The sequence below is a fragment of the Cryobacterium frigoriphilum genome (genome assembly GCF_004403305.1).
Classification (GTDB): domain Bacteria; phylum Actinomycetota; class Actinomycetes; order Actinomycetales; family Microbacteriaceae; genus Cryobacterium; species Cryobacterium frigoriphilum.
In genome coordinates, this window is sequence record NZ_SOHE01000013.1 from 21,294 (window position 1) to 41,783 (window position 20,490).

The 20,490-nt window shown below is 65.9% G+C and carries 18 protein-coding genes; 4 read left to right on the plus strand and 14 right to left on the minus strand.

Features of this window, described 5'->3' with window-relative positions; genetic code table 11:
• Positions 1-66: 66 nt before the first annotated feature.
• From E3T55_RS01465 to proB (E3T55_RS01485), 5 genes are read right to left on the minus strand one after another with little or no spacing between them, the layout of a single operon-like run.
• Positions 67-1,374: a hypothetical protein gene (locus E3T55_RS01465; RefSeq protein ID WP_134517806.1), complete on the minus strand. Its 1,308-nt coding sequence runs from the start codon at positions 1,372-1,374 to the stop codon at positions 67-69.
• On the minus strand, positions 1,371-1,973 hold the full coding sequence (gene nadD, locus E3T55_RS01470) for a nicotinate-nucleotide adenylyltransferase (protein ID WP_174775418.1): 603 nt from the start codon (positions 1,971-1,973) through the stop codon (positions 1,371-1,373). Before nadD ends, E3T55_RS01465 begins: the two co-directional genes overlap by 4 nt.
• Positions 1,974-2,025: 52 nt before the next feature.
• On the minus strand, positions 2,026-2,253 hold the full coding sequence (locus E3T55_RS01475) for a hypothetical protein (protein ID WP_134517808.1): 228 nt from the start codon (positions 2,251-2,253) through the stop codon (positions 2,026-2,028).
• Positions 2,254-2,312: 59 nt separating this feature from the next.
• Positions 2,313-3,581 (minus strand): glutamate-5-semialdehyde dehydrogenase, encoded by a 1,269-nt coding sequence (locus tag E3T55_RS01480; protein ID WP_134517809.1) that lies wholly within the window; start codon positions 3,579-3,581, stop codon positions 2,313-2,315.
• Between the two features lie 19 nt (positions 3,582-3,600).
• Positions 3,601-4,437 (minus strand): glutamate 5-kinase, encoded by an 837-nt coding sequence (gene proB / locus E3T55_RS01485; protein WP_134517810.1) that lies wholly within the window; start codon positions 4,435-4,437, stop codon positions 3,601-3,603.
• A 346-nt stretch (positions 4,438-4,783) separates the two neighbouring features.
• Here proB (E3T55_RS01485) and E3T55_RS01490 point away from each other — a divergent pair, with 346 nt between their 5' ends.
• Genes E3T55_RS01490 through E3T55_RS01500 form a run of 3 tightly spaced genes read left to right on the plus strand, consistent with a single transcriptional unit; the run spans position 4,784 to position 8,385 of the window.
• Complete coding sequence (locus tag E3T55_RS01490) at positions 4,784-5,827, plus strand: NAD-dependent epimerase/dehydratase family protein (protein ID WP_241992781.1); 1,044 nt, start codon at positions 4,784-4,786, stop codon at positions 5,825-5,827.
• Between the two features lie 54 nt (positions 5,828-5,881).
• The gene (locus E3T55_RS01495) at positions 5,882-7,000 is read left to right on the plus strand and encodes an NAD-dependent epimerase/dehydratase family protein (protein ID WP_134517812.1); all 1,119 of its coding nucleotides are present in this window, start codon (positions 5,882-5,884) and stop codon (positions 6,998-7,000) included.
• Complete coding sequence (locus E3T55_RS01500) at positions 6,997-8,385, plus strand: glycosyltransferase family 2 protein (protein ID WP_134517813.1); 1,389 nt, start codon at positions 6,997-6,999, stop codon at positions 8,383-8,385. Before E3T55_RS01495 ends, E3T55_RS01500 begins: the two co-directional genes overlap by 4 nt.
• On the opposite strand, the gene E3T55_RS01505 is transcribed toward E3T55_RS01500, so the two are convergent.
• The 5 genes from E3T55_RS01505 to rplU all read right to left on the minus strand — a co-directional run bounded on the left by E3T55_RS01505 (position 8,378) and on the right by rplU (position 13,276).
• Positions 8,378-9,682 (minus strand): right-handed parallel beta-helix repeat-containing protein, encoded by a 1,305-nt coding sequence (locus E3T55_RS01505; RefSeq protein WP_134517814.1) that lies wholly within the window; start codon positions 9,680-9,682, stop codon positions 8,378-8,380. The two genes, E3T55_RS01500 and E3T55_RS01505, sit on opposite strands and share 8 nt — an antisense overlap.
• Positions 9,683-10,119: 437 nt before the next feature.
• Positions 10,120-10,926, minus strand: coding sequence for a glutamate 5-kinase (gene proB / locus E3T55_RS01510; protein WP_134517815.1), 807 nt, complete (start codon positions 10,924-10,926; stop codon positions 10,120-10,122).
• Complete coding sequence (obgE, locus tag E3T55_RS01515; RefSeq protein ID WP_134517816.1) at positions 10,926-12,602, minus strand: GTPase ObgE; 1,677 nt, start codon at positions 12,600-12,602, stop codon at positions 10,926-10,928. The genes proB (E3T55_RS01510) and obgE overlap by 1 nt, the downstream gene beginning before the upstream one ends.
• 90 nt (positions 12,603-12,692) lie before the next feature.
• Positions 12,693-12,950 carry a 50S ribosomal protein L27 gene (rpmA, locus tag E3T55_RS01520; protein ID WP_119976571.1) on the minus strand — a complete coding sequence of 86 codons (258 nt, stop codon included), beginning with the start codon at positions 12,948-12,950 and terminating at the stop codon, positions 12,693-12,695.
• Between the two features lie 17 nt (positions 12,951-12,967).
• The gene (rplU, locus tag E3T55_RS01525) at positions 12,968-13,276 is read right to left on the minus strand and encodes a 50S ribosomal protein L21 (protein ID WP_134517817.1); all 309 of its coding nucleotides are present in this window, start codon (positions 13,274-13,276) and stop codon (positions 12,968-12,970) included.
• Positions 13,277-13,492: 216 nt separating this feature from the next.
• Between rplU and E3T55_RS01530 the strand changes: the two genes are divergently transcribed.
• Complete coding sequence (locus tag E3T55_RS01530; protein WP_134517818.1) at positions 13,493-13,765, plus strand: DUF4031 domain-containing protein; 273 nt, start codon at positions 13,493-13,495, stop codon at positions 13,763-13,765.
• 294 nt (positions 13,766-14,059) lie between these two features.
• On the opposite strand, the gene E3T55_RS01535 is transcribed toward E3T55_RS01530, so the two are convergent.
• The 4 genes from E3T55_RS01535 to E3T55_RS01550 form a co-directional block, all read right to left on the minus strand.
• Complete coding sequence (locus E3T55_RS01535; protein ID WP_134517819.1) at positions 14,060-15,553, minus strand: hypothetical protein; 1,494 nt, start codon at positions 15,551-15,553, stop codon at positions 14,060-14,062.
• Positions 15,543-16,337: a TIGR03943 family putative permease subunit gene (locus tag E3T55_RS01540; protein ID WP_241992782.1), complete on the minus strand. Its 795-nt coding sequence runs from the start codon at positions 16,335-16,337 to the stop codon at positions 15,543-15,545. Before E3T55_RS01540 ends, E3T55_RS01535 begins: the two co-directional genes overlap by 11 nt.
• Complete coding sequence (locus tag E3T55_RS01545) at positions 16,330-17,361, minus strand: permease (protein ID WP_134517820.1); 1,032 nt, start codon at positions 17,359-17,361, stop codon at positions 16,330-16,332. The genes E3T55_RS01540 and E3T55_RS01545 overlap by 8 nt, the downstream gene beginning before the upstream one ends.
• Positions 17,362-17,479: 118 nt before the next feature.
• Positions 17,480-20,251 (minus strand): Rne/Rng family ribonuclease, encoded by a 2,772-nt coding sequence (locus E3T55_RS01550; RefSeq protein ID WP_134517821.1) that lies wholly within the window; start codon positions 20,249-20,251, stop codon positions 17,480-17,482.
• Positions 20,252-20,490 lie beyond the last annotated feature (239 nt).

Here is a 20,490-nt window from a genome sequence, read left to right on the forward strand (position 1 = left end):
TGGAAGAGAGATGCGAGTGAATTCGAGAAGCGGCGACCGAGAAGCGGATGCCTGAAAAAAGGTGGCCTAGAAGATGTTGAGCAGGTAGCCACCGACGAACAGGGCCAGCACGCCGAGCGCGAGGACCGCCGCCGTGATGGCGAGCACCGCCGGAAGCGAGGGCAAGCGTCGCTTGGGCGCCGCCATGACATTACGAGTGGACGCGTGGGTGCTCACGGCCCGGCTGGCGCTGACCGGCGCGGCGGCGCCGGGTGCACCATCGTCGTCGAACTGGTCGAGCATGTGGTCCATCTCCGAGGAGTCGAAGTGGTTGGGCAGCTGACCGGTCGACCCCAGGCTGCGGGGAAGATCGAACGAACCGGTGATCAGGATCTCACCGGAATCGGTGAGCGGCCCCGACGTCGACCCCTGGTTGGGAATCGACGGAAGAATGAGGGCGTTCGTCGTGGTGGGAATGCCACCGGCGCCCAGGCCGCGGGCCATGATCTGGTCGAAGGGCTCTGCTTCATCGAACGGCCGCGCTCGGTCGTACGACGCGGGGCGCACATCGGCCGACGGCTCGTCGTCGTCACTGTCGACCGACCAGTGTCCGACAGGCGGGTGCAGGCCGGGCAGGCGGCTCGCGTCGAACGGAGCCGGTGTCGGGCTGGACTGGCGGCTCACTGCGGGTCGCCCATGATTGGCGGGCACCGGCGGAATCGGCACGCTGTCGTCGACGGCGAGGGGTGCGGGCGGGCGAACGGGCGAGGGCCGAACGGCCGATGGGCGCGCCATCGGCGTTCGGACGGCCGCGGGCGGCTGCGTCACCGCGGGTGAGTCGTCTAACGGTTCGGGAGCGGATGAGGGCGTGGCCGGGCTCGGGGTGGCAACAGATGAGTCGTCGGCCCCGGCGGGGTGTGCGGCCGTGTTGCGCGCTCGCAGTTCGCGGCGAGTGTAGGTGCGCTCGGTCGTGACCGGTGCTGACTCTGCGGCGGGCCGCTCGGTAACGTCAGGCTTCGCGGCGACTGCGGGCTTCGCGGTGGCGTCGGCCTGCAGTACGGCTGCGGGCTTGGACGTGGCCTTTGCTGCCTGCTTGGCTGACGGTTTGGCCAGTGCTTTCTCGGCCGCGGCGTCGGCGCTGCGTGCCCGGCGGGCTGCCTTGGCCGACTGCGGAGCGGCGGGGGCGGCATCCGTCGGCGCGCCAGCGGTCGAAGCAGAATCGGCCTTGGCGGAATCGACCGGGGCGGCATCCGTCTTGGCCGGACTGGGCGCGTCGGGGGCGCTGTTGTCAGCGGGGTGACGCCCGTGGTGGTCGGTCGACGCCTTCGCCTGACTGTCGGCCAGCTCTCGGGCTTGGCGCCTGGTCAGTGGCTGCGGGTCGTTGCCCAACGTCATGCCACACTCCGATACAGATGATGCTTTGAGATGTACTGGACAACCCCGTCGGGGACCAGATACCAGACCGGGAAGCCCCGGTTCACACGTGCCCGGCAGTCAGTGGACGAGATGGCCAGAGCCGGAACCTCCAGCAAGCTTACGTCCTGGTTCGGTAAACCCGAAACACTCAGCTCATGACCCGGGCGACTCACAGCCACGAAATGGGCCAGTTCCCACAGTTCCTGAACGTCTTTCCACCCCAGGATCTGGGTGATGGCATCGGCGCCGGTGATGAAGAAGAGCTCGGCGTCTGGCCGTTCCGCGTGCAGGTCGCGCAGGGTGTCGATCGTGTACGTCGGCCCGGTGCGGCTGATGTCGACCCGGCTGACGGTGAACCGCGGATTCGATGCGGTCGCGATGACCGTCATCAGGTAACGGTGCTCCCCCTGGGTCACACCGTGTTTTTGCCACGGCTGCCCGGTCGGAACAAAGATGACCTCGTCAAGGTCGAAGCTCTGCGCGACCTCGCTCGCGGCCACCAGGTGCCCGTGGTGGATGGGATCGAAGGTACCACCCATCACGCCAATTCGCGGGCGACGGGTCGTCAGTGATGTCACCACGCCGTGGTGATTGACTTCAAGGTGCACATAGTGTTCCGAACGACGAAGCTCAGTGTCCGCCCGCCGACGACCCGCCGCCGTGCGCCTTGGCGTACGCTTCGGCCTTGGCGCTGTGGCGGTTCGCGACGTCGCGGTAGCTCCACAGCACGCCGGCGAGGGCGACGAACAGCACGAGCGCCACGGCCGGGTAGGTCAGCAGCGGTAGGGGCAACTCAACGACAGCGTGTTCGGCCTCGGCCAGCACACTAGTCACAAACGCAGCGTTCACAAACGACATGGGATCTCCTTCAGACAAAAATTATGAGGCGTAAGCCGTCGAATACATCCTAGTGCGGGCTACGCGCGCACCTGTCCCGAGCCGCGCACGACCCACTTGGTGCTGGTCAGTTCCGGCAGGCCCATCGGGCCGCGGGCGTGCAGCTTCTGGGTGGAGATACCCACCTCCGCGCCGAAGCCGAACTCGCCGCCATCCGTGAACCGGGTCGACGTGTTCACCATGACGGATGCGGAATCCACCTCGCTCAGAAAGCGCTCCGCGTTCGCGAGGTCGTTGGTCACGATCGATTCGGTGTGACCGGTCGAATAGCGACGGATGTGCGCGATCGCCTCGTCGAGGGAATCCACGATCTTCACCGAGATGTCGAGGCTCATGTACTCCGTCGACCAGTCCTCCTCGGTTGCGGGAACCGCGGCCGGGTAGAGAGAGCGAGCACGGGCATCCGCGTGAATGGTCACGCCGGACGCGGTGAGCTTGTCCAGCACGGCCGGTAACAGGCGCGCGGCCGCGTGGCGGTGCACGAGCAGCGTCTCGAGCGCGTTGCAGACGCTCGGGCGGTGAGTCTTGGAGTTGTGCACGATGTCGATCGCCCACTGCTCGGGCGCACTCTCGTCGAGGTAGACGTGCACCACACCGGCGCCGGTTTCGATGACCGGCACCGTGGACTCGGTGACAACGGTGTTGATGAGGTTCGCGCTACCACGGGGAATGAGCACGTCGACGTAGCCGCGGCTCTTCATGAGCTCGGTCGCTCCGGCGCGGCCGAAGGGGTCGATGGTCTGCACGCTCTCTGCGGGCAGTCCGGCGCTCTCGATCGCGGCCTGCACGACGGCGACGAGCACCCGGTTGGTGTTTTCGGCGGCGGATCCGCCGCGCAGAACGGCAGCGTTGCCGCTCTTCAGGGCGATCGCTGCGATGTCGACGGTCACGTTCGGTCGGGCCTCATAGATGACGCCGACGACACCGAAGGGCACCCGAACCTGGCTGATCTTGATGCCGTTGGGCAGGCTGCTGCCGCGCACGACCGTTCCGATCGGGTCGGTCAGGCCGATGATCGCCTCGACGGCGTCGGCGAGGGCGGCGATGCGCGCAGCGTCCAGGGTCAGGCGGTCAAGCAGCCCGGCGGAGATGGCCTTGGCGACGCCGTTCGCGAGGTCGACCTCGTTGGCCTCGATGATCGCGGCGGAGTTCGTGCGAAGCCCCCCCGCGATGGCGGCGAGGGCCCGGTTCTTCACCTCGGTCGGAGCGGAAGCGAGTTTCAGTGAGGCGCGGCGGGCGGCCTCGAGAGTCGGTGTGAGCGGTGCGATTTCGGTCAGCGGCTGCAGCATCCGCCCAGTTTACACGGGCCTACTTTAAGACGCCTGTGCTGCCGTCCGGCCACGACATCGTGTGCCCCCTGGTCGTGGGCGAGGGCTCGAACCAGGTTCCGACGCGCTCCCCGCGCAGGGCCTCGGCCACGAGGCCGGTCGAGGTCACGAGCACGGCGGTGCCCGCGGCGGCGGCAATGCGGGCCGCGGTCACCTTCGTGCTCGCTCCCCCGGTGCCCACGCCCGACGGGCCGGCGGCCGAGAAGACCATTCCCGGCAGGGGGTCCCCGGCGTCGACGTGCACGATGCGCTCGGCGCCCGGCAGGTGCGGCGGCCGCGTGTAGAGCGCGTCGACGTCGCTGAGCAGCACGAGCAGATCGGCCTGGATCAGGGTCGCCACGAGCGCCGCGAGCCGATCGTTGTCGCCGAAACGAATCTCATGGGTCGCCACGGTGTCGTTCTCATTGACGATCGGCATGATGCGCAACCCGAGAAGGCGCTCCATGGCCCGTTGCGCGTTGCCGCGGTGGGCAGGATTCTCCAGGTCATGCGCGGTCAGCAGCACCTGTCCGGCCACGATGTCGTAGCGGTCGAGGCTGTCCTGATAGCGGAACACGAGCAAATTCTGGCCGACGGATGCCGCGGCCTGTTGCGTCGCGAGGTCGGTCGGGCGCTCGTCGAGGTTGAGGTAGGGCATGCCGATCGCGATCGCGCCGGAGGACACGAGCACGACCTCCGCCCCGCGCATGTGCGTCTCGGCGAGGGCGTCAACAAGCACGGCGATCTGGCCGGCATTCGCGCCGGAGATCGACGACGATCCGACCTTCACGACGATGCGGGCGGCCGACCGCACCACACTCTGCGAGTGGGCCCTCATCGACCCCTGTTCCCCACGGTCTCAACAGTCACAACGAGCAACCCCACAAACTACCGGCCTTTCGGCGCCGACACCGGCCACGCCGCGCGCAACCAAGCGCAGTTTACCGAAATCCTTGCGCAGGTAATCGCCGCACTGGGCTCAAAACAGTCACGCTATCCTCCGTGAGCAAACCACCCCCCGTCAACCGCCCCGAAATGGGGACATACGCCCATTAGGGGCTGAAATATGCTCACGTAACGAACCTGCGGCCCGCTCACCCTGCTTACCGCTCGCTCGCCCCTCGCTCACCCTGACAAGTCGCAGCCCTCACCCGAGAAAAAGAGGTACAACTTTGCATATTGTCGTGTCCGGCGGAGCCGGCTTTCTCGGCTCGCATCTCTGCGAGACCCTGCTCGACCGTGGCGATTCCGTTACCTGTGTCGATAATCTGGTGACGGGACGTGAGGAGAATCTGTCCCACATCCGCAAGAATCCACGCTTCACCTTTCTGACCGTTGACGTCACAGATCGGGATGCCCTCGATCTCGCCCTCGGCGACGTGCCGGTGGATGCGGTCGCTCATCTGGCCAGCGCCGCCTCGCCGCCCGACTACCACCGCATCCCGCTCGAGACGCTGCTGGTCGGCAGTCGAGGCACGGAAAACATGCTGGAACTCGCCGACCGGCATGGCGCCCGGTTCATTCTGGCGTCCACGAGCGAGGTTTACGGTGACCCCGCGGTGCATCCGCAACGCGAGGACTACTGGGGCAACGTCAACCCGACCGGTCCACGCAGTGTTTACGACGAGGCCAAGCGCTATGCGGAAGCGGTGACGACGGCTTACGGACGCTCACGCGGCACCAATGTCGGAATCGTGCGCATCTTCAACACGTACGGGCCCAGGATGCGGGCCATCGACGGCCGGGTAGTGACCTCGTTCATCGCCCAGGCGTTGAACGGTGATTCGCTGTCCATCTACGGCGACGGGTCACAGACCCGAAGCTTCTGCTATGTCGACGATCTCATTCGCGGGCTCATCGCTCTTCTGGATTCGACCGAGACAGGCCCGGTCAACATTGGGAACCCGGCCGAACGCACCGTCGCGAGTCTCGCCGAGCTCATTGTGGCACTCTCCGGTTCCCAGTCGGAGATCGAGTATTTTCCCCTCCCGATCGATGATCCCACCCGACGTAAGCCCAACATCGACCTGGCCATGCGCTCCCTGCAGTGGAGCCCTCGGGTGGGAATTCTGCAGGGCCTCAAGCAGACCATTGCGTGGTTCGCCAGCCGCCCGGAGGAGGTGCGCAATGCGGCGCCGTTTCTGGTCGGCGGACAGCCCGACGGGCAGTCGGACAGCCCGACCTCCGACACCTCCCTGGATCGGCTCTACGCCGAACCGGCCGCCTGACATGCCCACCCATCACAGAAATGGCCGCTTCCAGGCCGAGAAAGAAGCACTCGCATGAAGATTCTCGTCACCGGCGGAGCCGGATTCATTGGGTCGCACGTCGTGGATATTCTGCTCGGGCAGGGGCACGAGGTTCGGGTCTACGACAAACTGGTCGAACAGGTGCACTCGGGGAATGGCCCCCGCTATGTTTCCGAGGATGCCGAATTCATCTATGGCGAGATGAACGATGCCGAGGGCCTCACGACGGCGCTCAAGGGTGTTGACCAGATCGTGCATCTGGCCGCCGAGGTCGGTGTCGGCCAGTCCATGTACGAAATTTCCCGCTACGTCGACGCGAACACCGGCGGCACCGCCCGCCTTCTCGATGTCATCGTCAATTCCAAGCACGAGGTGTCCAAGATTGTGGTGGCGTCCTCCATGTCCATCTATGGCGAGGGCTCGTACTGGTGTGCCGAGCACGGCGCCATCGCCCCCCGGCTGCGCTCGGAAGCCCAGCTGCGGGAACGCCGGTGGGAGCCCGCGTGCACCATCTGCGGCCACGACCTCTCCCCGGTCCCCACGGCCGAGAGCAAGCCGTTGTTTCCGACATCCGTCTACGCAATCTCGAAAATGGACCAGGAACTGCTGACCCTCTCGGTCGGTGCGGCCTACGGCATCGACGTCACGGCCGTGCGCTACTTCAACACCTACGGTCCCCGCCAGGCTCTGTCGAACCCGTACACCGGGGTTGCCGCCATATTCAGCGGGCGAATTCTGAATGGATTGCCGCCCATCGTGATGGAGGACGGAAACCAGAAGCGTGACTTCGTGCACGTGAAAGACGTCGCGACCGCGACCGTGCTGGCGCTGACGGCTCCGAAGGCGAACGGGCAGGCGATCAACATCGGTATTGGCGATCCCGTCAGCATCTCCGAGGTCGCGACCACCCTGGCCCGCGCCCTGGGGCGTGAGGAGATCGAGCCGATCATCACGGGTGAGTACCGCGCGGGTGATATTCGGCACTGTTGGGCCGATCCGACACTCGCCAAGGACATCCTCGGATTCGAGCCGGAATACCGCTTTAGAGAGAAGGGCGTTGCCGAACTCGTCAACTGGGTCGGCTCGCAGACAGCGGTCGACAGGGTGAGCGCGGCCAACGACGAACTGCGCAAGCGCGGCCTCACGGTATGAGCGACGCGGTACTGACCACACTGCTGGTCGGCGTTCAGATCGTCTATCTGGTCAGCGTGCTCGTGACGATCTGGTTCTACACCCTGCCGGTCAACCTTGTCGACCGATCGGCCACGCTGCCCAGCAGGCTCCCGCCGATCGTACTGTTCTATCCGGTGCTGCGCGAACTCGAACAGACCATGCGCACCACCTTCACCGGCATGCTGCGGGCCGAGTATCCGGCGGGGCTGCTGCGCGTCATCGCGATCCCGAACGACAATGATCGGGAGACGATTGTGTCACTCGAACGACTCCAGTTGGAATTTCCGTTCCTGGAGGTGCTTCCCGTGCCGGCCACGACGCACCCCAGCTGGAACGCCGTCTGGGACGCGTGGCAGGCGAATCCGAAGGCCTACTGGTGGCACCACGACAAGCGCAAGGGCGACAAGGACCTGCCGCCGAAGAAGACACGTCAGCTGATCTGGGCCATGTACCAGGTGGCTCCCGGCAACGAGGACGCGCTGCTGTCCTACATCGACGCGGACAGCGTCGTGCCGGCGGACTACTGGAAAACAGCCGCGATCGGCATGCAGACTTACGACGTGGTGCAGAACACGAATATTACCGGCAATCTGTTGAGCAGCTGGCCCGCGTCGTTCTACGCCATGGATCACATCGCGTGGGATTCATCGCTGTATAAGCACATGTCGGCGGATGGAAGGCATCCGTTTTATGTGCTCGGTAAGGGATTATTCTTTCGGTTCAGCGACCTGCTGACCGTCGGGGGCTTCCACCCGTGGCTGACGATCGAAGATCCCGAGATCGGTATGCGAATGTGGACCAACGGGGCGCGGCTCGGAGTGGTCGAATCCCCACTGATCGAGGAGGTTCCGGCGACGTGGCGTCAGGGCGTCATCCAGCGGCGGCGTTGGGTTGCCGGGTTCTTTCAATCGTTGTCGACTCCCCTGACTCGAATGGGAATGACCCCGGCGCAACGGTTTCGCGCCCGACTCAACTTTGTGCCGTGCCTGTCGCTCGCCTTCAACCCGATCGGATTTGCCGTGGGTATCTGGGTGGTCGTCGACCAAACGCAGCCCAACCCGGTGGATTTCGGCTTGGGAACAACCGTACTCTCGGTCGGAACGATGCTTCTGGCCCTGACCCTCATGGTGTGGGGGATGGTGCAGGCGGGGCGTATGTCCCGGCCGGTGCTCCCCCGGGTGCGTGACCGGGTCGGGTACGTGCTGAGGGTCAACCTGCTCTTCGTCTTGGTCTACTGGCTGTGGTGGTCAATCCCGCTCGCGCAGGGGTTCGCCATGTTCCGACGTGACGGCGGACTCGTCTGGGAGCGCACGGAAAAGCGCGATGCGAACAATGCTCTCGTTCGAGGCGACGTTCTCACCTGACCGTGGGGGGCAGGGCGCCGACCGTTACGCTGGCCCCGGTCTGTGGCGTCGCTCCGAGAGCCTGAAACCCGAGCGAACCGAAAGGGCGTGGCGCCCACGTCGCGACGGTGGGCACCAGGCCGGTGAGATTCATGCCCGCGATCAGGGCGGCAGCGGTCGGGGTTTGGGTGAAAATCGCCAGGCCCCGAGAGCGCAGGTCCAGATTACCGGCGGGCACCGCATCGCGCCCGCCGACCGCGGTGTTCGCGGTTACCGTCTGAGCGGTCAGGTCGAAGGTCTTGGAGGTGTTCATCGGGGCCAGAATGTTGTTCGCGATGACCACGCCGTTGTTCCGGTCGGCGACGTCGAGCTGCAGGGCCACCTCGGTTGATCCGCTGATGGCGGGGCTGGCGGTTCTGAGGTTGCCAATCAGGGTGTTATTCACGACGTCGACGTTTTTCGTGTTGTAGATGTGCACGCCACGACCACCGCAGGCCACAATCACGTTTGCCTCGATGAGCCCGCGTTTCAGGTAGGGGCGCAGCGACGGGTTGAGGCTGTTGGGCACCGCCAGGGAGTCGGGGCTGATGCCGTTACCGTCCGTGACGAAGGCGTAGCCTCCCGGAGAGTAGGGCACCGTGCAGATCACGTCGTAGATGTAGTTGCCAACGGCCCGATAGCCGTAGCCGTAGCCGCTGCCGTAGCGCTCGGCGCTGGTCGTGCCGGTGAGGTCCTGGGCACCGTAGAAGCTGATACCCGAGGTGTTGTACGGGGAGTACTTGGAGGTGCCGTGGATGGTGTTGAAGAACAGGTCCACGGCGTCCCAGCCGCCGCCCGGCAGGGTCTGGCCGCCGAAGGCCGTCTGTGCCACGTAGAAACAGTTAATGCCCCCACCGGGAAAATCATGGATGTGGCAGGCCCAAACCGCGATATGGCTGGACGAACGAAAGATGGCCACCCCAGACGGGTTCGTGTCCCGGCTCTTCTGCTGGCCGCGTATCTCGAGCCCGTATACCGCCACATGGCTCGAGAGCTGAATATCGATTCCGTTGTTCAGCTTGCTGCTGTCCCACGACGCGACGGAGGTCGACACGTCGATGATCGGGGTCGTTCCCGGCACATTCTCAACGGTAATCCAGGCCGTGTCGGACCCGTGTCGATCGTAAAACAGGGTGTGACTATAGGTGCCAGCGCCGACGAGAATGCGATCACCCGCGCGGGCGACGGCGATGGCACTCTGCAGTGATCGGAACGCGGTCGCGCCGGACAGCCCCGTGTTGGAGTCACTGCCGGTGCCGGAAACGTAGAGTGTGCGCACACCACTCGGGTACAACAGCCGAAACCCATCACGGGTGATCGCGGCAGCTCCCAGCCCCGGAACGGCCAGGTAGGGCCGCTGAGCGGGGTGCTGACCGAATGCGCCGGCGACTGGTGAACCGTGCGCAGCACCGGCGGCCCGGGCTGGGCCAACCCAGTCGGCTGCCGTCACACCGATCACCCCGAAACTGGTTCCAGCGGCGCCCGTAAGAAAAGCACGTCGAGACAGCCGCCCTGCGACGGAATCTGTGGTGGTTGGAAGACTGAACAGCGGGGACACGTGGTGCTACTTTCCGCGAGTGACACCCGTCGAGCAGGCATCCATCTGCCCCCGCAGAACGGCCATGTTACGCCGAACGCGACCAGACTTCTACAGCGGTGCCGGTTCTACAGCGGTGCCGGTTCTACAGCGGTCCCGGTTCTACAGCGGTGCCGGTTTTAAAGCAGGGCACGCCGCATCGCGGTCGGGGTCGGTTCGAACCAGGTACCAACGTGTTCGCCGCGAATGGCTTCGGCGGCGAGGTCGGTGCTGGTGACGAGCACCGCGGTTCCGGCGGCCGTCGCGAGCCGCGCGGCGACAACCTTCGTGCTCGCTCCCCCCGTGCCAACGCCGGTGGCTCCGCTTGAGCTGAACTCGAAGCTGTCGAGCGGGTCGTCGTGGCTGATGAAGTCGAGCTTCACCGCGCCCGGCAGGTGCGGGGGCTTGGAGTAGAGCGCGTCGACGTCGCTGAGCATGATCAGCAGGTCCGCGTCGATGAGCGTCGACGCGAGGGCCGCGAGCCGGTCATTGCTGCCGAAGCGCAGGCCGTACACGGCGACGGTGTCGTTCTCGTTGACGACCGGCAGAATGCGCAGGTCGAGCAGCCGGTTGAGGGCCCGCCGGGTGTTGCTGCGGTGCGGCTCCTTGAGGATGTCGCCCTCGGTCAGCAGCACGGTGCCCGCGGCGATGCCGTAGCGGTCGAGGCTGTCCTGGTAACGAAAGATGAGCACGTTCTGGCCGACGGCTGCGGCCGCCTGCTGGGTGGCGACATCGACCGGGCGTTCGTCGAGGTTCAGAAACGGCATCCCGGTCGCGACGGCGCCCGAGGAGATCAAAACGACCTCGGTGCCACGCCCGTAGGCCTCGGCGAGGGCATCGACGAGCGGCGTGATCTGGTCGGCGTTGTCCCCGCTGATCGAGGACGAGCCGACCTTCACGACGATCCGTTTGGCGGTGGCTACGTTCTCACGGAGTAAACCGGGCATTACTTGTCCTCTGTCGGTGCGTCGGCGGGTTCGGCCGTGTCAACCGTGTCGGCCTCGGCCGCATTCGCGGTTTCGGTCTCGGTTTCGGTCTCGGCCGTGGTGGCGTCAACGACCGTGTCGCTCTCAGGCTCGGCATCCGCTGCCCCAGAACGCACGTCTTCGTTCTGCTCTTCTTCGCCGGTCTGCCACATGCCGGCTTCGCGCTCGCGAATGAGCTCGGCACGCGCCGACGCCTTGGCGTCCATGCGGCCGAAGTACTCGGTGCGGCGTTCGTTGCTGGTGCGGCGCTTGGGCTCGTCGAGGCGGGCATCCGTTCCACGCGGTGCGGTGATGAGTTCCGCCGTGGAGGTGAGGGTGGGTTCCCAGTCGAAGATGACGCCGTGTCCGGGGCCGATGATGACGGTCGAACCGCTGATGGCGCCGGCCTTGTAGAGCTCGTTCTCGATGCCGAGCTTGGCGAGCCGGTCAGCCAGGAAGCCAACGGCTTCATCGTTGGTGAAGTCGGTCTGCTGAATCCAGCGTTCCGGCTTGGTACCGAGGATGCGGTAGATGTTGCCGAAGGAGCCGCCCTCGACACGCACGACGAATCCGCCGTCGTCGACCGGGCGCGGGCGGATGACGATGCGCGGCTTCTTGGCTTCGGCCGCGGCGGTTTCGATGCGGCCGGCTTCGACGACCTCGGCGAGGGCATAGTTGAGGCTCTTGAGCCCTTCGTGCGTGACCGTCGAGATCTCGAAGACACGGTAGCCGCGGGCTTCGAGGTCGGCGCGCACGAAGTTCGCCAGGTCGCGGCCTTCGGGAACGTCGATCTTGTTGAGGGCGATCAGCTGGGCACGCTCGAGGAGCGGCTTTTGGCCTTCTGGCACCGGGTAGGCGCCGAGCTCGCCGAGAATCACGTCAAGATCGCTGAGCGGGTCACGGCCGGGCTCGAGGGTGGCGCAGTCAAGAACGTGCAGCAGGGCGGTGCAGCGTTCGACGTGGCGCAGGAACTCGAGGCCGAGCCCCTTGCCCTCGCTCGCGCCCTCGATCAGTCCGGGAACGTCGGCGACGGTGTAGCGCGTCTCGCCGGCGTCAACGACACCGAGGTTCGGGTGCAGGGTCGTGAAGGGATAGTCGGCGATCTTCGGCTTGGCCGCGGACATCGCCGCGATCAGGCTGGACTTGCCGGCCGAGGGGTAGCCGACGAGGGCCACATCGGCGACGGTCTTGAGCTCGAGGTAGACGTCGCCCTCGAAGCCGAGGGTGCCGAGCAGAGCGAAGCCGGGGGCCTTGCGCTTGGTGGAGGAGAGCGCGGCGTTGCCGAGCCCGCCCTGGCCACCGGGGGCCACGACGAGGCGCAGGCCGGGCTCATCCATGTCGAGGAGCTCGTTGCCCTCCATGTCCTTGACGACGGTGCCGATCGGAACGAGAAGTTCACGAATCTCGGCGTTGCCGCCGTTGCGGTGGTCACCCATTCCGGGGCCGCCGTTTTCGGAGCTGCGGTGAGGCGAGCGGTGGTAGCCGAGCAGTGTCGTCGTGCTCTGGTCGGCGACGAGAACGAGGTCGCCGCCGTCACCGCCATTGCCGCCGTCGGGGCCGGCGAGAGGCTTGAACTTCTCCCGCTTTACCGAGACACAGCCGTTGCCTCCGTTACCCGCTCGCAAGTGCAGCGTCACGTGGTCAACAAATGTGGCCATTGGTGGCCCCTTTCAGGTGGCGAAAACTAACGCAGAAACACGTAAGGGCGGACCGAAGCCCGCCCTCACGTTCGTACAAAAAATGGATGCCTACGCGGCAGCCACCACAATGTTGATGACCTTGCGGCCACCCTTTGCACCGAATTCAACCGAACCCGGGGCGAGAGCGAAGAGGGTGTCGTCGCCGCCACGTCCGACGTTCACGCCGGGGTGGAAGTGGGTGCCACGCTGGCGAACGATGATCTCGCCCGCACCGACAACCTGGCCGCCGAAGCGCTTGACACCGAGACGCTGTGCATTGGAGTCGCGGCCGTTACGGCTGGAACTCGCACCTTTTTTATGAGCCATCTGTTCTTCTCCTAGGCCTAGACGATGCCGGTGATCTGAACGCGAGTGAGCTCCTGGCGGTGCCCCTGACGCTTCTTGTAACCGGTCTTGTTCTTGAACTTCTGGATAACGATCTTCGGGCCGCGGAGGTTGTTCAAAACCTCAGCGGTGACCTTGACCTTGGCCAGCGACGTCGAGTCCGAGGTGATCTTGTCGCCGTCGACGAGGAGCACAGCAGCCAGTTCGACGACGCCATCCTTGTCAGCCTTGATTCGGTCCATCGTCACGATGGTGCCGACCTCTACCTTCTCCTGCCGCCCACCGGCGCGCACAACTGCGTAAACCACTTTACGTACCAATCTCTGGGAGGCCGCGAGGCCTCGATTCTATGGAAGTCACTGCGTGGAACGGGCCGGGACGGCACATAACAATCAGAAAACCTTTGGTGTAACTGCGCAGACTTTAAGCCCAACGCACACCAAGGGTCGACTTTACCTGAACAACCACGCCCGGTCAAACTGGGCCGCGGCGAGTCGTGGTCGGGAGCGAATTACACTCTCACCATGACCATACTCATTGATCAGCCTAGCTGGCCTGCGCACGGAACCGTGTGGGGACACGTCGTGAGTGACGAATCTTTGTCGGAATTGCACGCCTTCGCCGCCGCTGCCGGCCTGCCGCCGCGCAGCTTCGACCGGGACCACTACGACGTGCCGGAGCACCGCTACGCCGATCTGGTGGCCGCGGGCGCCGTGCCGGTGACCTACCGACAGCTCGTCACCCGTCTCGTCGGCAGCGGCCTGCGCATCACCGCCCGCGAGCGCCGCGGCCGGTAGCGGACATGCGGCTCTGCGGTTCGGCGCACCGGGTTTCGACGCTCGCACGCTCGCGCTCAACCAGCGAAACCGATCGCCGGTTGAGCCGGCGCGCGCAGCGCGCCGGTCGAAACCCCGCAAGACGACCTCCACAGCCCGCCGCGCGGCTCTGAGGTTCGGCGCACCGGGTTTCGACGCTCGCACGCTCGCGCTCAACCAGCGAAACCGATCGCCCCGCCGGTTGAGCCGGCGCGCCCAGCGCGCCGGTCGAAACCCCGCGAGACGACCTCTGAAGCAGCGGAAGCGAGCTACGGCCTACCAGGTCGCGGCGAAGCCGACCACGCTGCGGGTGATCTGGCCGGTGGCGATGTTCACGAACAGGGTCGTCGCATCCGTCGACTGGGCCTCGAAGGGGTAGCCGTCGCTCACCGAGGTGTCACGGTTGGGCACGATCTGCACGGCAAGGTACTGATCGTTGGGTGACACGCTGAAGCCGACGATCGACTCGGCTCCCGAACTGGGGGCGTAGACGACGCGTTCAACGCCGTCGCTGACGAGCGTGAGGTTCTGCCGCACCTGCTGCGTGTCGGGATCGAACTCAGAGAGGCGCTGCACGAAGCCGTCTCCCCCGGCGAGAAACCGCAGCCCGGCCGTGTACCGGGTCGTCCCGACCACGCTCTCTGGCGTGAGGGTGTCTTCGGTGCCCTCCGACAGGTCGAGCACGAACTGGGCGCTCGAGTCCGACACGGCGATGCGGCGACCATCCGGAGCGAACGCGGTGAGCGCCGAAAACTGGCCGAGCGGAATCGGTTCCGGCAGCGCGCCATCGGCTTCGATCGACACGAGCAGCGGGTTGACCAGCAGCATGGTCGTGTCATAGAGCTGGGCGACGAGCTCGGCGCGGCCGGGCATGAAGCCCCAATCGATGGCCTGCACCGGCTCGGCATCGAGGCCGAGCACCGGATCGGCGACTCCCGTGGCGAGGTTGAAGAGAAAGAGGTGATTCTCGTAGACAGGGCCGGGAGCATCCGCCGTGCTCGTGAACCGAAAGCCGAGCAGCGACTCCCCCGCTGCGGCCTCGAGGTCCTGCACGGCACCACCGCCGGGCAGCGTGAGAGCGGATGCCACCCCGTCGCTGTCGACACGGGTCAGCGTGCTGCTGAGGTCGGCGTTCAGCGTCACCACCGCGAGCTCGGCTCCGATCGGCACGAACTCCTGAATGTACGGGGCCTCGAAGACCGCCTCGGTCTCGTTCGATCCGATCAGGGTGCGCAGAACCCGGTCGGGCTGCTTTGCGGCGCCGGTCTGAGCGTCAGGCGCGGCCCCACGGCTGAGAAAGTACAGTTCGGGCTCCTCGGTCTCGAAGGAGACCTCGAAGTCGGAGGACTGGCCGGTGGACGAGCCGGATACTCCCGTGACGCTCACTGTGTAGTCGGTGTTGTAGGCGAGAGGCTGCGGAAACAGGATGACGACCGAATCGGTGCTCGTCTCGACACTGATCGGCATGTTCGGCACGAGGGTGACCTGCGCGGCGGTGACGTCGTCAAGCTGCTGATTGGTCTCGAGAACGAGCCGCTGGTTGGCGCTCGCGACGACTCCGGCCGGGTCGACGTCGAAGCCGAGCAGTCGGGGTCCGTTCAGCAGGTTGACGGCTACGAGCCCGGCACAGACAAGCGTCAGCACGGTCACGATCGACCACAACGCGAGACGGAATGAGCGGGCCGAACCGTGGCGCGGGGCATCCGTCAACGCGGTCGGCACCGGATGCGCGTGCGCGTGCTCGTGAGTCACCGGAGGCTCAGTAGACATACGGATCGTCTGGTTGGTCGACCCTCAGAATCTCGACGGGATCGATCGCGAGCGGCTCGGTGACGCGGGCACTCGGATTGACCGAGAGCAGCCCGGTGACCTGCACCCACTGGTCCGGCTCATAGTTCGACTGCCAGCCCGGCAGGTACACGGGCACGCCGATCGGCGTCGCATCGACGGCGCAGCAGGTGACCACGAAACGCGCCACGTAGAAGACATTCTCAGGGTCGTTGGCGTCGGGACTCACGAATCCGGTTATCTGGGCGGTCTTGTCGGCGTAGAAGTGCGGGTCGGAGGACTGCTTCAGAAGCGACACCCACTCCTTGACCGAGAGCGATTCGAAGTCGCCGGTGCCGATGAGGGCCGCGGCCTCGTCGGCGTCGCCCTCGATCAGGGTGCCGCCGGAGTTCATCTCACGCTGCGACGCCGTGGCGCTCGTGAGCGTGGTCGGGGGAACCACAATTGTGGCCACGCCGATCACGCCGAGCAGCACGACGCCGACCACCGTGAGCGCCGAGCGGGCACGGCCGGTCTTCTCGACCTCGAACTTCTCGCGCAGGCCGAAGCCGGCGAGCACGAGGGCCAGCCCGATGACGGCCATCACGAGGGTGAAGACGAAGTAGCGGGGATGGATGTAGAGGCCGAGCTGCCCGCTGAGGCCGAGCCAGATGGTGGCCACCACGGCCACCAGGCTGAGCATCACACCCTGCCAGCGGGCGGCGAAGTAGCCGAGAGTGAATCGACCTGGCCGACCGCGGGGCGGCACGATGGGTGACTTAGGCAATGTAGTTCACCAGCAATCCGATCGCGGCGCTCGTGAGCCCGACGATCGTTGTGATTTGGATCAGCGTCTTTGTCGTGAAGGTCGTGCGCATCAGGGCGAGCATCTTCACGTCGACCATCGCGCCGAACACGAGGAAGGCCACGATGCCACCGGGCATGAAGGTGCTGCCGAACGACAGGACGAAGAAGGCGTCGACGTTGGAGCAGACAGCGACGATGAAAGCGAGGCCCATCATCGCCAGCACCGACCAGACCGGGTTGCTGCCCAGGGCGAGCAGCACCGAGCGCGGAACGAAGACCTGGGTGATCGCGGCGATGAAGGAACCGATGAAGAGCGCCGGCATGATGACGGATGTCTCGCGCACGAAGATCTCCGTCGTGCGGTTCAGGCGACTGTGGGCATGGTCATGGCCGCCGACCGGTCGTTCGCAGGCCGCCGCGAAGGCGGGGGTCAGCAGACTCTGCGGGTCGGGGTGCCGACTGTACAGCCAGCCGACGAGGTTGGCGATGAGAAAACCACCGACGAGACGCCCGACCAGGATTCCGCTGTCCCAGCCGAACGCCTGATGGGTGGTGATGATCGTGATCGGGTTCAGGATCGGGGCGGCGAGCAGAAAGGTGATCGACTCCGGCACCGTGAAACCGCCGACCATGAAGCCGCGGGCGAGAGGCACGTTGCCGCACTCGCAGACCGGAAAGAACATGCCGAGCAGCGAGATGCAGGCCCGGCGCAGCACGGGGTTTCGCGGCAGGTAGCGCACCAGCAGACCGTGCGGCAGCCAGACCTGCACGACCGAGGAGAGCAGAATGCCCAGCAGCACGAACGGTACCGACTCGATGATGACGCTCAGGGCAAGGGTGAGGGTGTCCTGAACCCGGTCGGGAAGTGCCCAGGGGCCGCCGTCCTGCCCCCAGCCGGACAGTGCCGGGGAGATCGCCCGCACGGCGAAGACGAGGGCGACAACGGCGAGGCCGATCCACACGCCGGTGGGTACCCGGCCGAGCCGCGACCGTGGACTCAGCACCCGCGCTCCCGTCGGCCGGATTGCACGAATCCTGCGGCAGAGTCAACGCTGCCCGGCACGATGACCGTGCCGGGCAGCTCCCGGTGCATGTAGATAGGTGACCGTATTTCTGTGGGCGCTAGTTCTGCGGATCGCGCGACGGAAAGACGATCGGCTGCGCGGTGGCAGTCGATCCACCGGCGGTCGTCACGCGTCGGCTGCGGGCGCGGCCCTGACCGGGCTGCTTGGGCTCAGGCAGAGCGTCGAGCACCGAGTCAAGCAGCTGGTCGGTGAGCTGCTTGCTGACCGGGCGGCGAGTGCGCTGCGACTTCGTGACGGGAATGTCGAGAATCGCCATCTGCTCGACCGGTTCGGCGTTCTCGCTGGGGACCGTCTGCGGCTCGGGCGCTTGCTCGGCCGGTGCCTGCTGGGCGGGCGATTCGGCGGGCGCCTGCTCCGGGGCTCGGTCGACGGATGCCGCGGCATCGGCCGAATCGCTCGCGGCGTCTTCGCGGTTACGGTCGGCAGCGCCGCGACGGTTACGGCCGCGGTCTGCGCCGCGTCCGCGATCGCCGCGGGAACGTCCGGCGCGCGCCGGAGCATCCGTCGACGTGTTCGTGTTGCCGTTGGTGTTCTGGTCCGTATTCGCCTCGGCGTCGGTCGGCGTCGACTCGGCGGCGATCGGCAGCTCGATGACGGGCTCGATGACGGCGATGCTCTCGGTGACCGGGCGAACAATCGTGCGTGCGGCAATGAGGGCGAGGGCGTTCTTGGCGTCCTCGGTGATGCCGTGGGTGCCGCCGTTGGCCTTGGCGGTGTCGGGGTGCGAGCCGTTTCCGGCGCCCTCGGTACCACTGTTGCGGCCGCCACCATTGTTGTTCGAGTTGCCGTTGCTGCCGTTGTTGCCGCTCTGCGCTTTGTTACCGTTCTGGGCACGCGGGCGGCGCTCCATCGGCGGCTGAGCGGTCTGACGGTGCGCGACGGCGGGGTCGTGGTGGATGACGATGCCACGTCCGGCGCAGGCCTCGCAGTTTTCGCTGAAGGATTCCAGCAGGCCGAGGCCCAGCTTCTTGCGGGTCATCTGCACGAGGCCGAGCGACGTGACCTCGGCGACCTGGTGCTTGGTGCGGTCGCGGCTGAGGCATTCGATGAGGCGGCGCAGCACGAGGTCGCGGTTGGTCTCGAGCACCATATCGATGAAGTCCACGACGATGATGCCGCCGATGTCGCGCAGGCGCAGCTGGCGCACGATCTCGTCGGCCGCTTCGAGGTTGTTCTTGGTGACGGTCTCTTCGAGGTTGCCGCCGGAGCCGACGAACTTGCCGGTGTTGACGTCGACGACGGTCATGGCCTCGGTGCGGTCGATGACAAGCGAGCCGCCGGAGGGCAGCCAGACCTTGCGGTCGAGTGCCTTCTCGATCTGCTCGGTGACGCGGTATTCGTCGAAGGCGTCCTGCTCGCTGACGTGGTTCTGCACCCGCTCCACGAGGTCGGGAGCGATCTGGCCCAGGTAGGTTTCGATGGTCGCGCGGGACTCGTCGCCCGAGACGACCATCTTCTGAAAGTCCTCGTTGAACACGTCGCGCACGATCTTGATCAGCAGGTCGGGCTCGCTGTGCAGTTGGGCCGGAGCGGTGACGGTCTCGACCTGCCGGGCGATATCGGCCCACTGAGCGGTCAGGCGGTTCACGTCGAGGGTCAGCTGCTCGTCGGTCGCGCCCTCGGCGGCGGTGCGCACGATGACGCCGACGTTCTCGGGCAGGACCTCCTTGAGGATCTTCTTCAACCTGGCCCGCTCGGTGTCAGGCAGCTTGCGGCTGATGCCGTTCATTGAGCCGTTGGGCACGTAGACGAGGTAACGGCCGGGCAGCGAGACCTGGCTCGTGAGCCGGGCGCCCTTGTGGCCGATCGGGTCTTTGGTGACCTGCACGAGCACCTTGTCGCCGGGCTTCAGCGCCAATTCGATGCGGCGGGCGGTGTTGCCGTTCGAGGAGTTCTCGGCGGCGGCGTCCCAGTCGACCTCACCGGAATACAGCACCGCGTTGCGGCCTCGTCCGATGTCGACGAAGGCGGCTTCCATGCTCGGCAGCACGTTCTGCACGCGCCCGAGGTAAACGTTGCCGATGAGGGAGGCATCCTGGTTCTTGGCCACGTAGTGCTCGACGAGCACACCGTCTTCAAGCACACCGATCTGGATCTTGTTCTGCGCGGCGCGCACGACCATGACACGGTCGACGGACTCACGGCGGGCGAGAAATTCGGCCTCGGTGATGACGGGGCGGCGGCGTCCGGCGTCGCGGCCGTCGCGGCGGCGCTGCTTCTTGGCCTCGAGCCGGGTGGAACCCTTGATGCGTTGTGGTTCGGTGATCACTTCGGGTTCGCGCGGGGCACGCACCTTGACGACGGTGTTGGCGGGGTCGTCCTGGCCGGCGCGGCCTTCGTCGCCGCTGCGGCGACGGGCACGGCGACGGATGGTCGGGGTCGACTCTTCCTCGTCGTCATCGTCGTCGAGTTCCAGCTCAGAACCGTCCCGGCGAGGCGCCGCCCGCGGGGGCAGCGAGCTGATGTCGGGCGCCTGAAACAGCAGCGAGGTCGAGGTGCGGACCACGGGCCGAACGGGGGCGGGGGCATCCGTCTCGTACGGCATGATCTCTTCAACGAGCACGCGCTGCTCGTCGGACGACGTGGAGGTCGAGGTGGTGTCGGGGGTATCGGTCGGTGCGCTCACGGTGGAAGCGTTCCCTTCGGAGGCGCGCTCGGGCGCCAGGTCATGCGTGGGGTCGATGGCGCGCTCGGGGGCGCCGTCAACCTCCGCGGGGGTGGCTCGAGCCGCCGTCACTGGCGCCCGTCGCGTGTTTTTGCGAGCGCCGAACAGGCTCTTGCGTTTCTTGATTTCGTTGTCTTCCACCATTGCTGGTGTGCTCCTTGACCGGATCGGGCGACCGCGCCACCCAACCGGTTACTCTCTCGTGCGAAGAAAATACTTGCGCAATTCCGACGCGAATCTTTTACTGCCGCAACCGGCTCTGGGCTGGGTTACGAATACCTTTGGTCGTGGGACCAATGAATCTGGGCGTTTGCTGCCCATAAGTTTTCTCTGGCGTCTGCTTGAGCGCGGCTCAACGACAGCTTCGATTATCGCATGCATTC

What these genes read in the sequence shown, in the direction of transcription:
- obgE (WP_134517816.1), bottom strand. Translation starts at nt 12,602, where the DNA reads ATGGCCACATTTGTTGACCACGTGACGCTGCACTTGCGAGCGGGTAAC.
- E3T55_RS01530 (WP_134517818.1), top strand. Translation starts at nt 13,493, where the DNA reads ATGACCATACTCATTGATCAGCCTAGCTGGCCTGCGCACGGAACCGTG.
- proB (WP_134517815.1), bottom strand. Translation starts at nt 10,926, where the DNA reads ATGCCCGGTTTACTCCGTGAGAACGTAGCCACCGCCAAACGGATCGTC.
- E3T55_RS01465 (WP_134517806.1), bottom strand. Translation starts at nt 1,374, where the DNA reads ATGACGTTGGGCAACGACCCGCAGCCACTGACCAGGCGCCAAGCCCGA.
- proB (WP_134517810.1), bottom strand. Translation starts at nt 4,437, where the DNA reads ATGAGGGCCCACTCGCAGAGTGTGGTGCGGTCGGCCGCCCGCATCGTC.
- E3T55_RS01550 (WP_134517821.1), bottom strand. Translation starts at nt 20,251, where the DNA reads ATGGTGGAAGACAACGAAATCAAGAAACGCAAGAGCCTGTTCGGCGCT.
- E3T55_RS01535 (WP_134517819.1), bottom strand. Translation starts at nt 15,553, where the DNA reads ATGTCTACTGAGCCTCCGGTGACTCACGAGCACGCGCACGCGCATCCG.
- E3T55_RS01475 (WP_134517808.1), bottom strand. Translation starts at nt 2,253, where the DNA reads ATGTCGTTTGTGAACGCTGCGTTTGTGACTAGTGTGCTGGCCGAGGCC.
- rpmA (WP_119976571.1), bottom strand. Translation starts at nt 12,950, where the DNA reads ATGGCTCATAAAAAAGGTGCGAGTTCCAGCCGTAACGGCCGCGACTCC.
- E3T55_RS01495 (WP_134517812.1), top strand. Translation starts at nt 5,882, where the DNA reads ATGAAGATTCTCGTCACCGGCGGAGCCGGATTCATTGGGTCGCACGTC.
- E3T55_RS01480 (WP_134517809.1), bottom strand. Translation starts at nt 3,581, where the DNA reads ATGCTGCAGCCGCTGACCGAAATCGCACCGCTCACACCGACTCTCGAG.
- E3T55_RS01500 (WP_134517813.1), top strand. Translation starts at nt 6,997, where the DNA reads ATGAGCGACGCGGTACTGACCACACTGCTGGTCGGCGTTCAGATCGTC.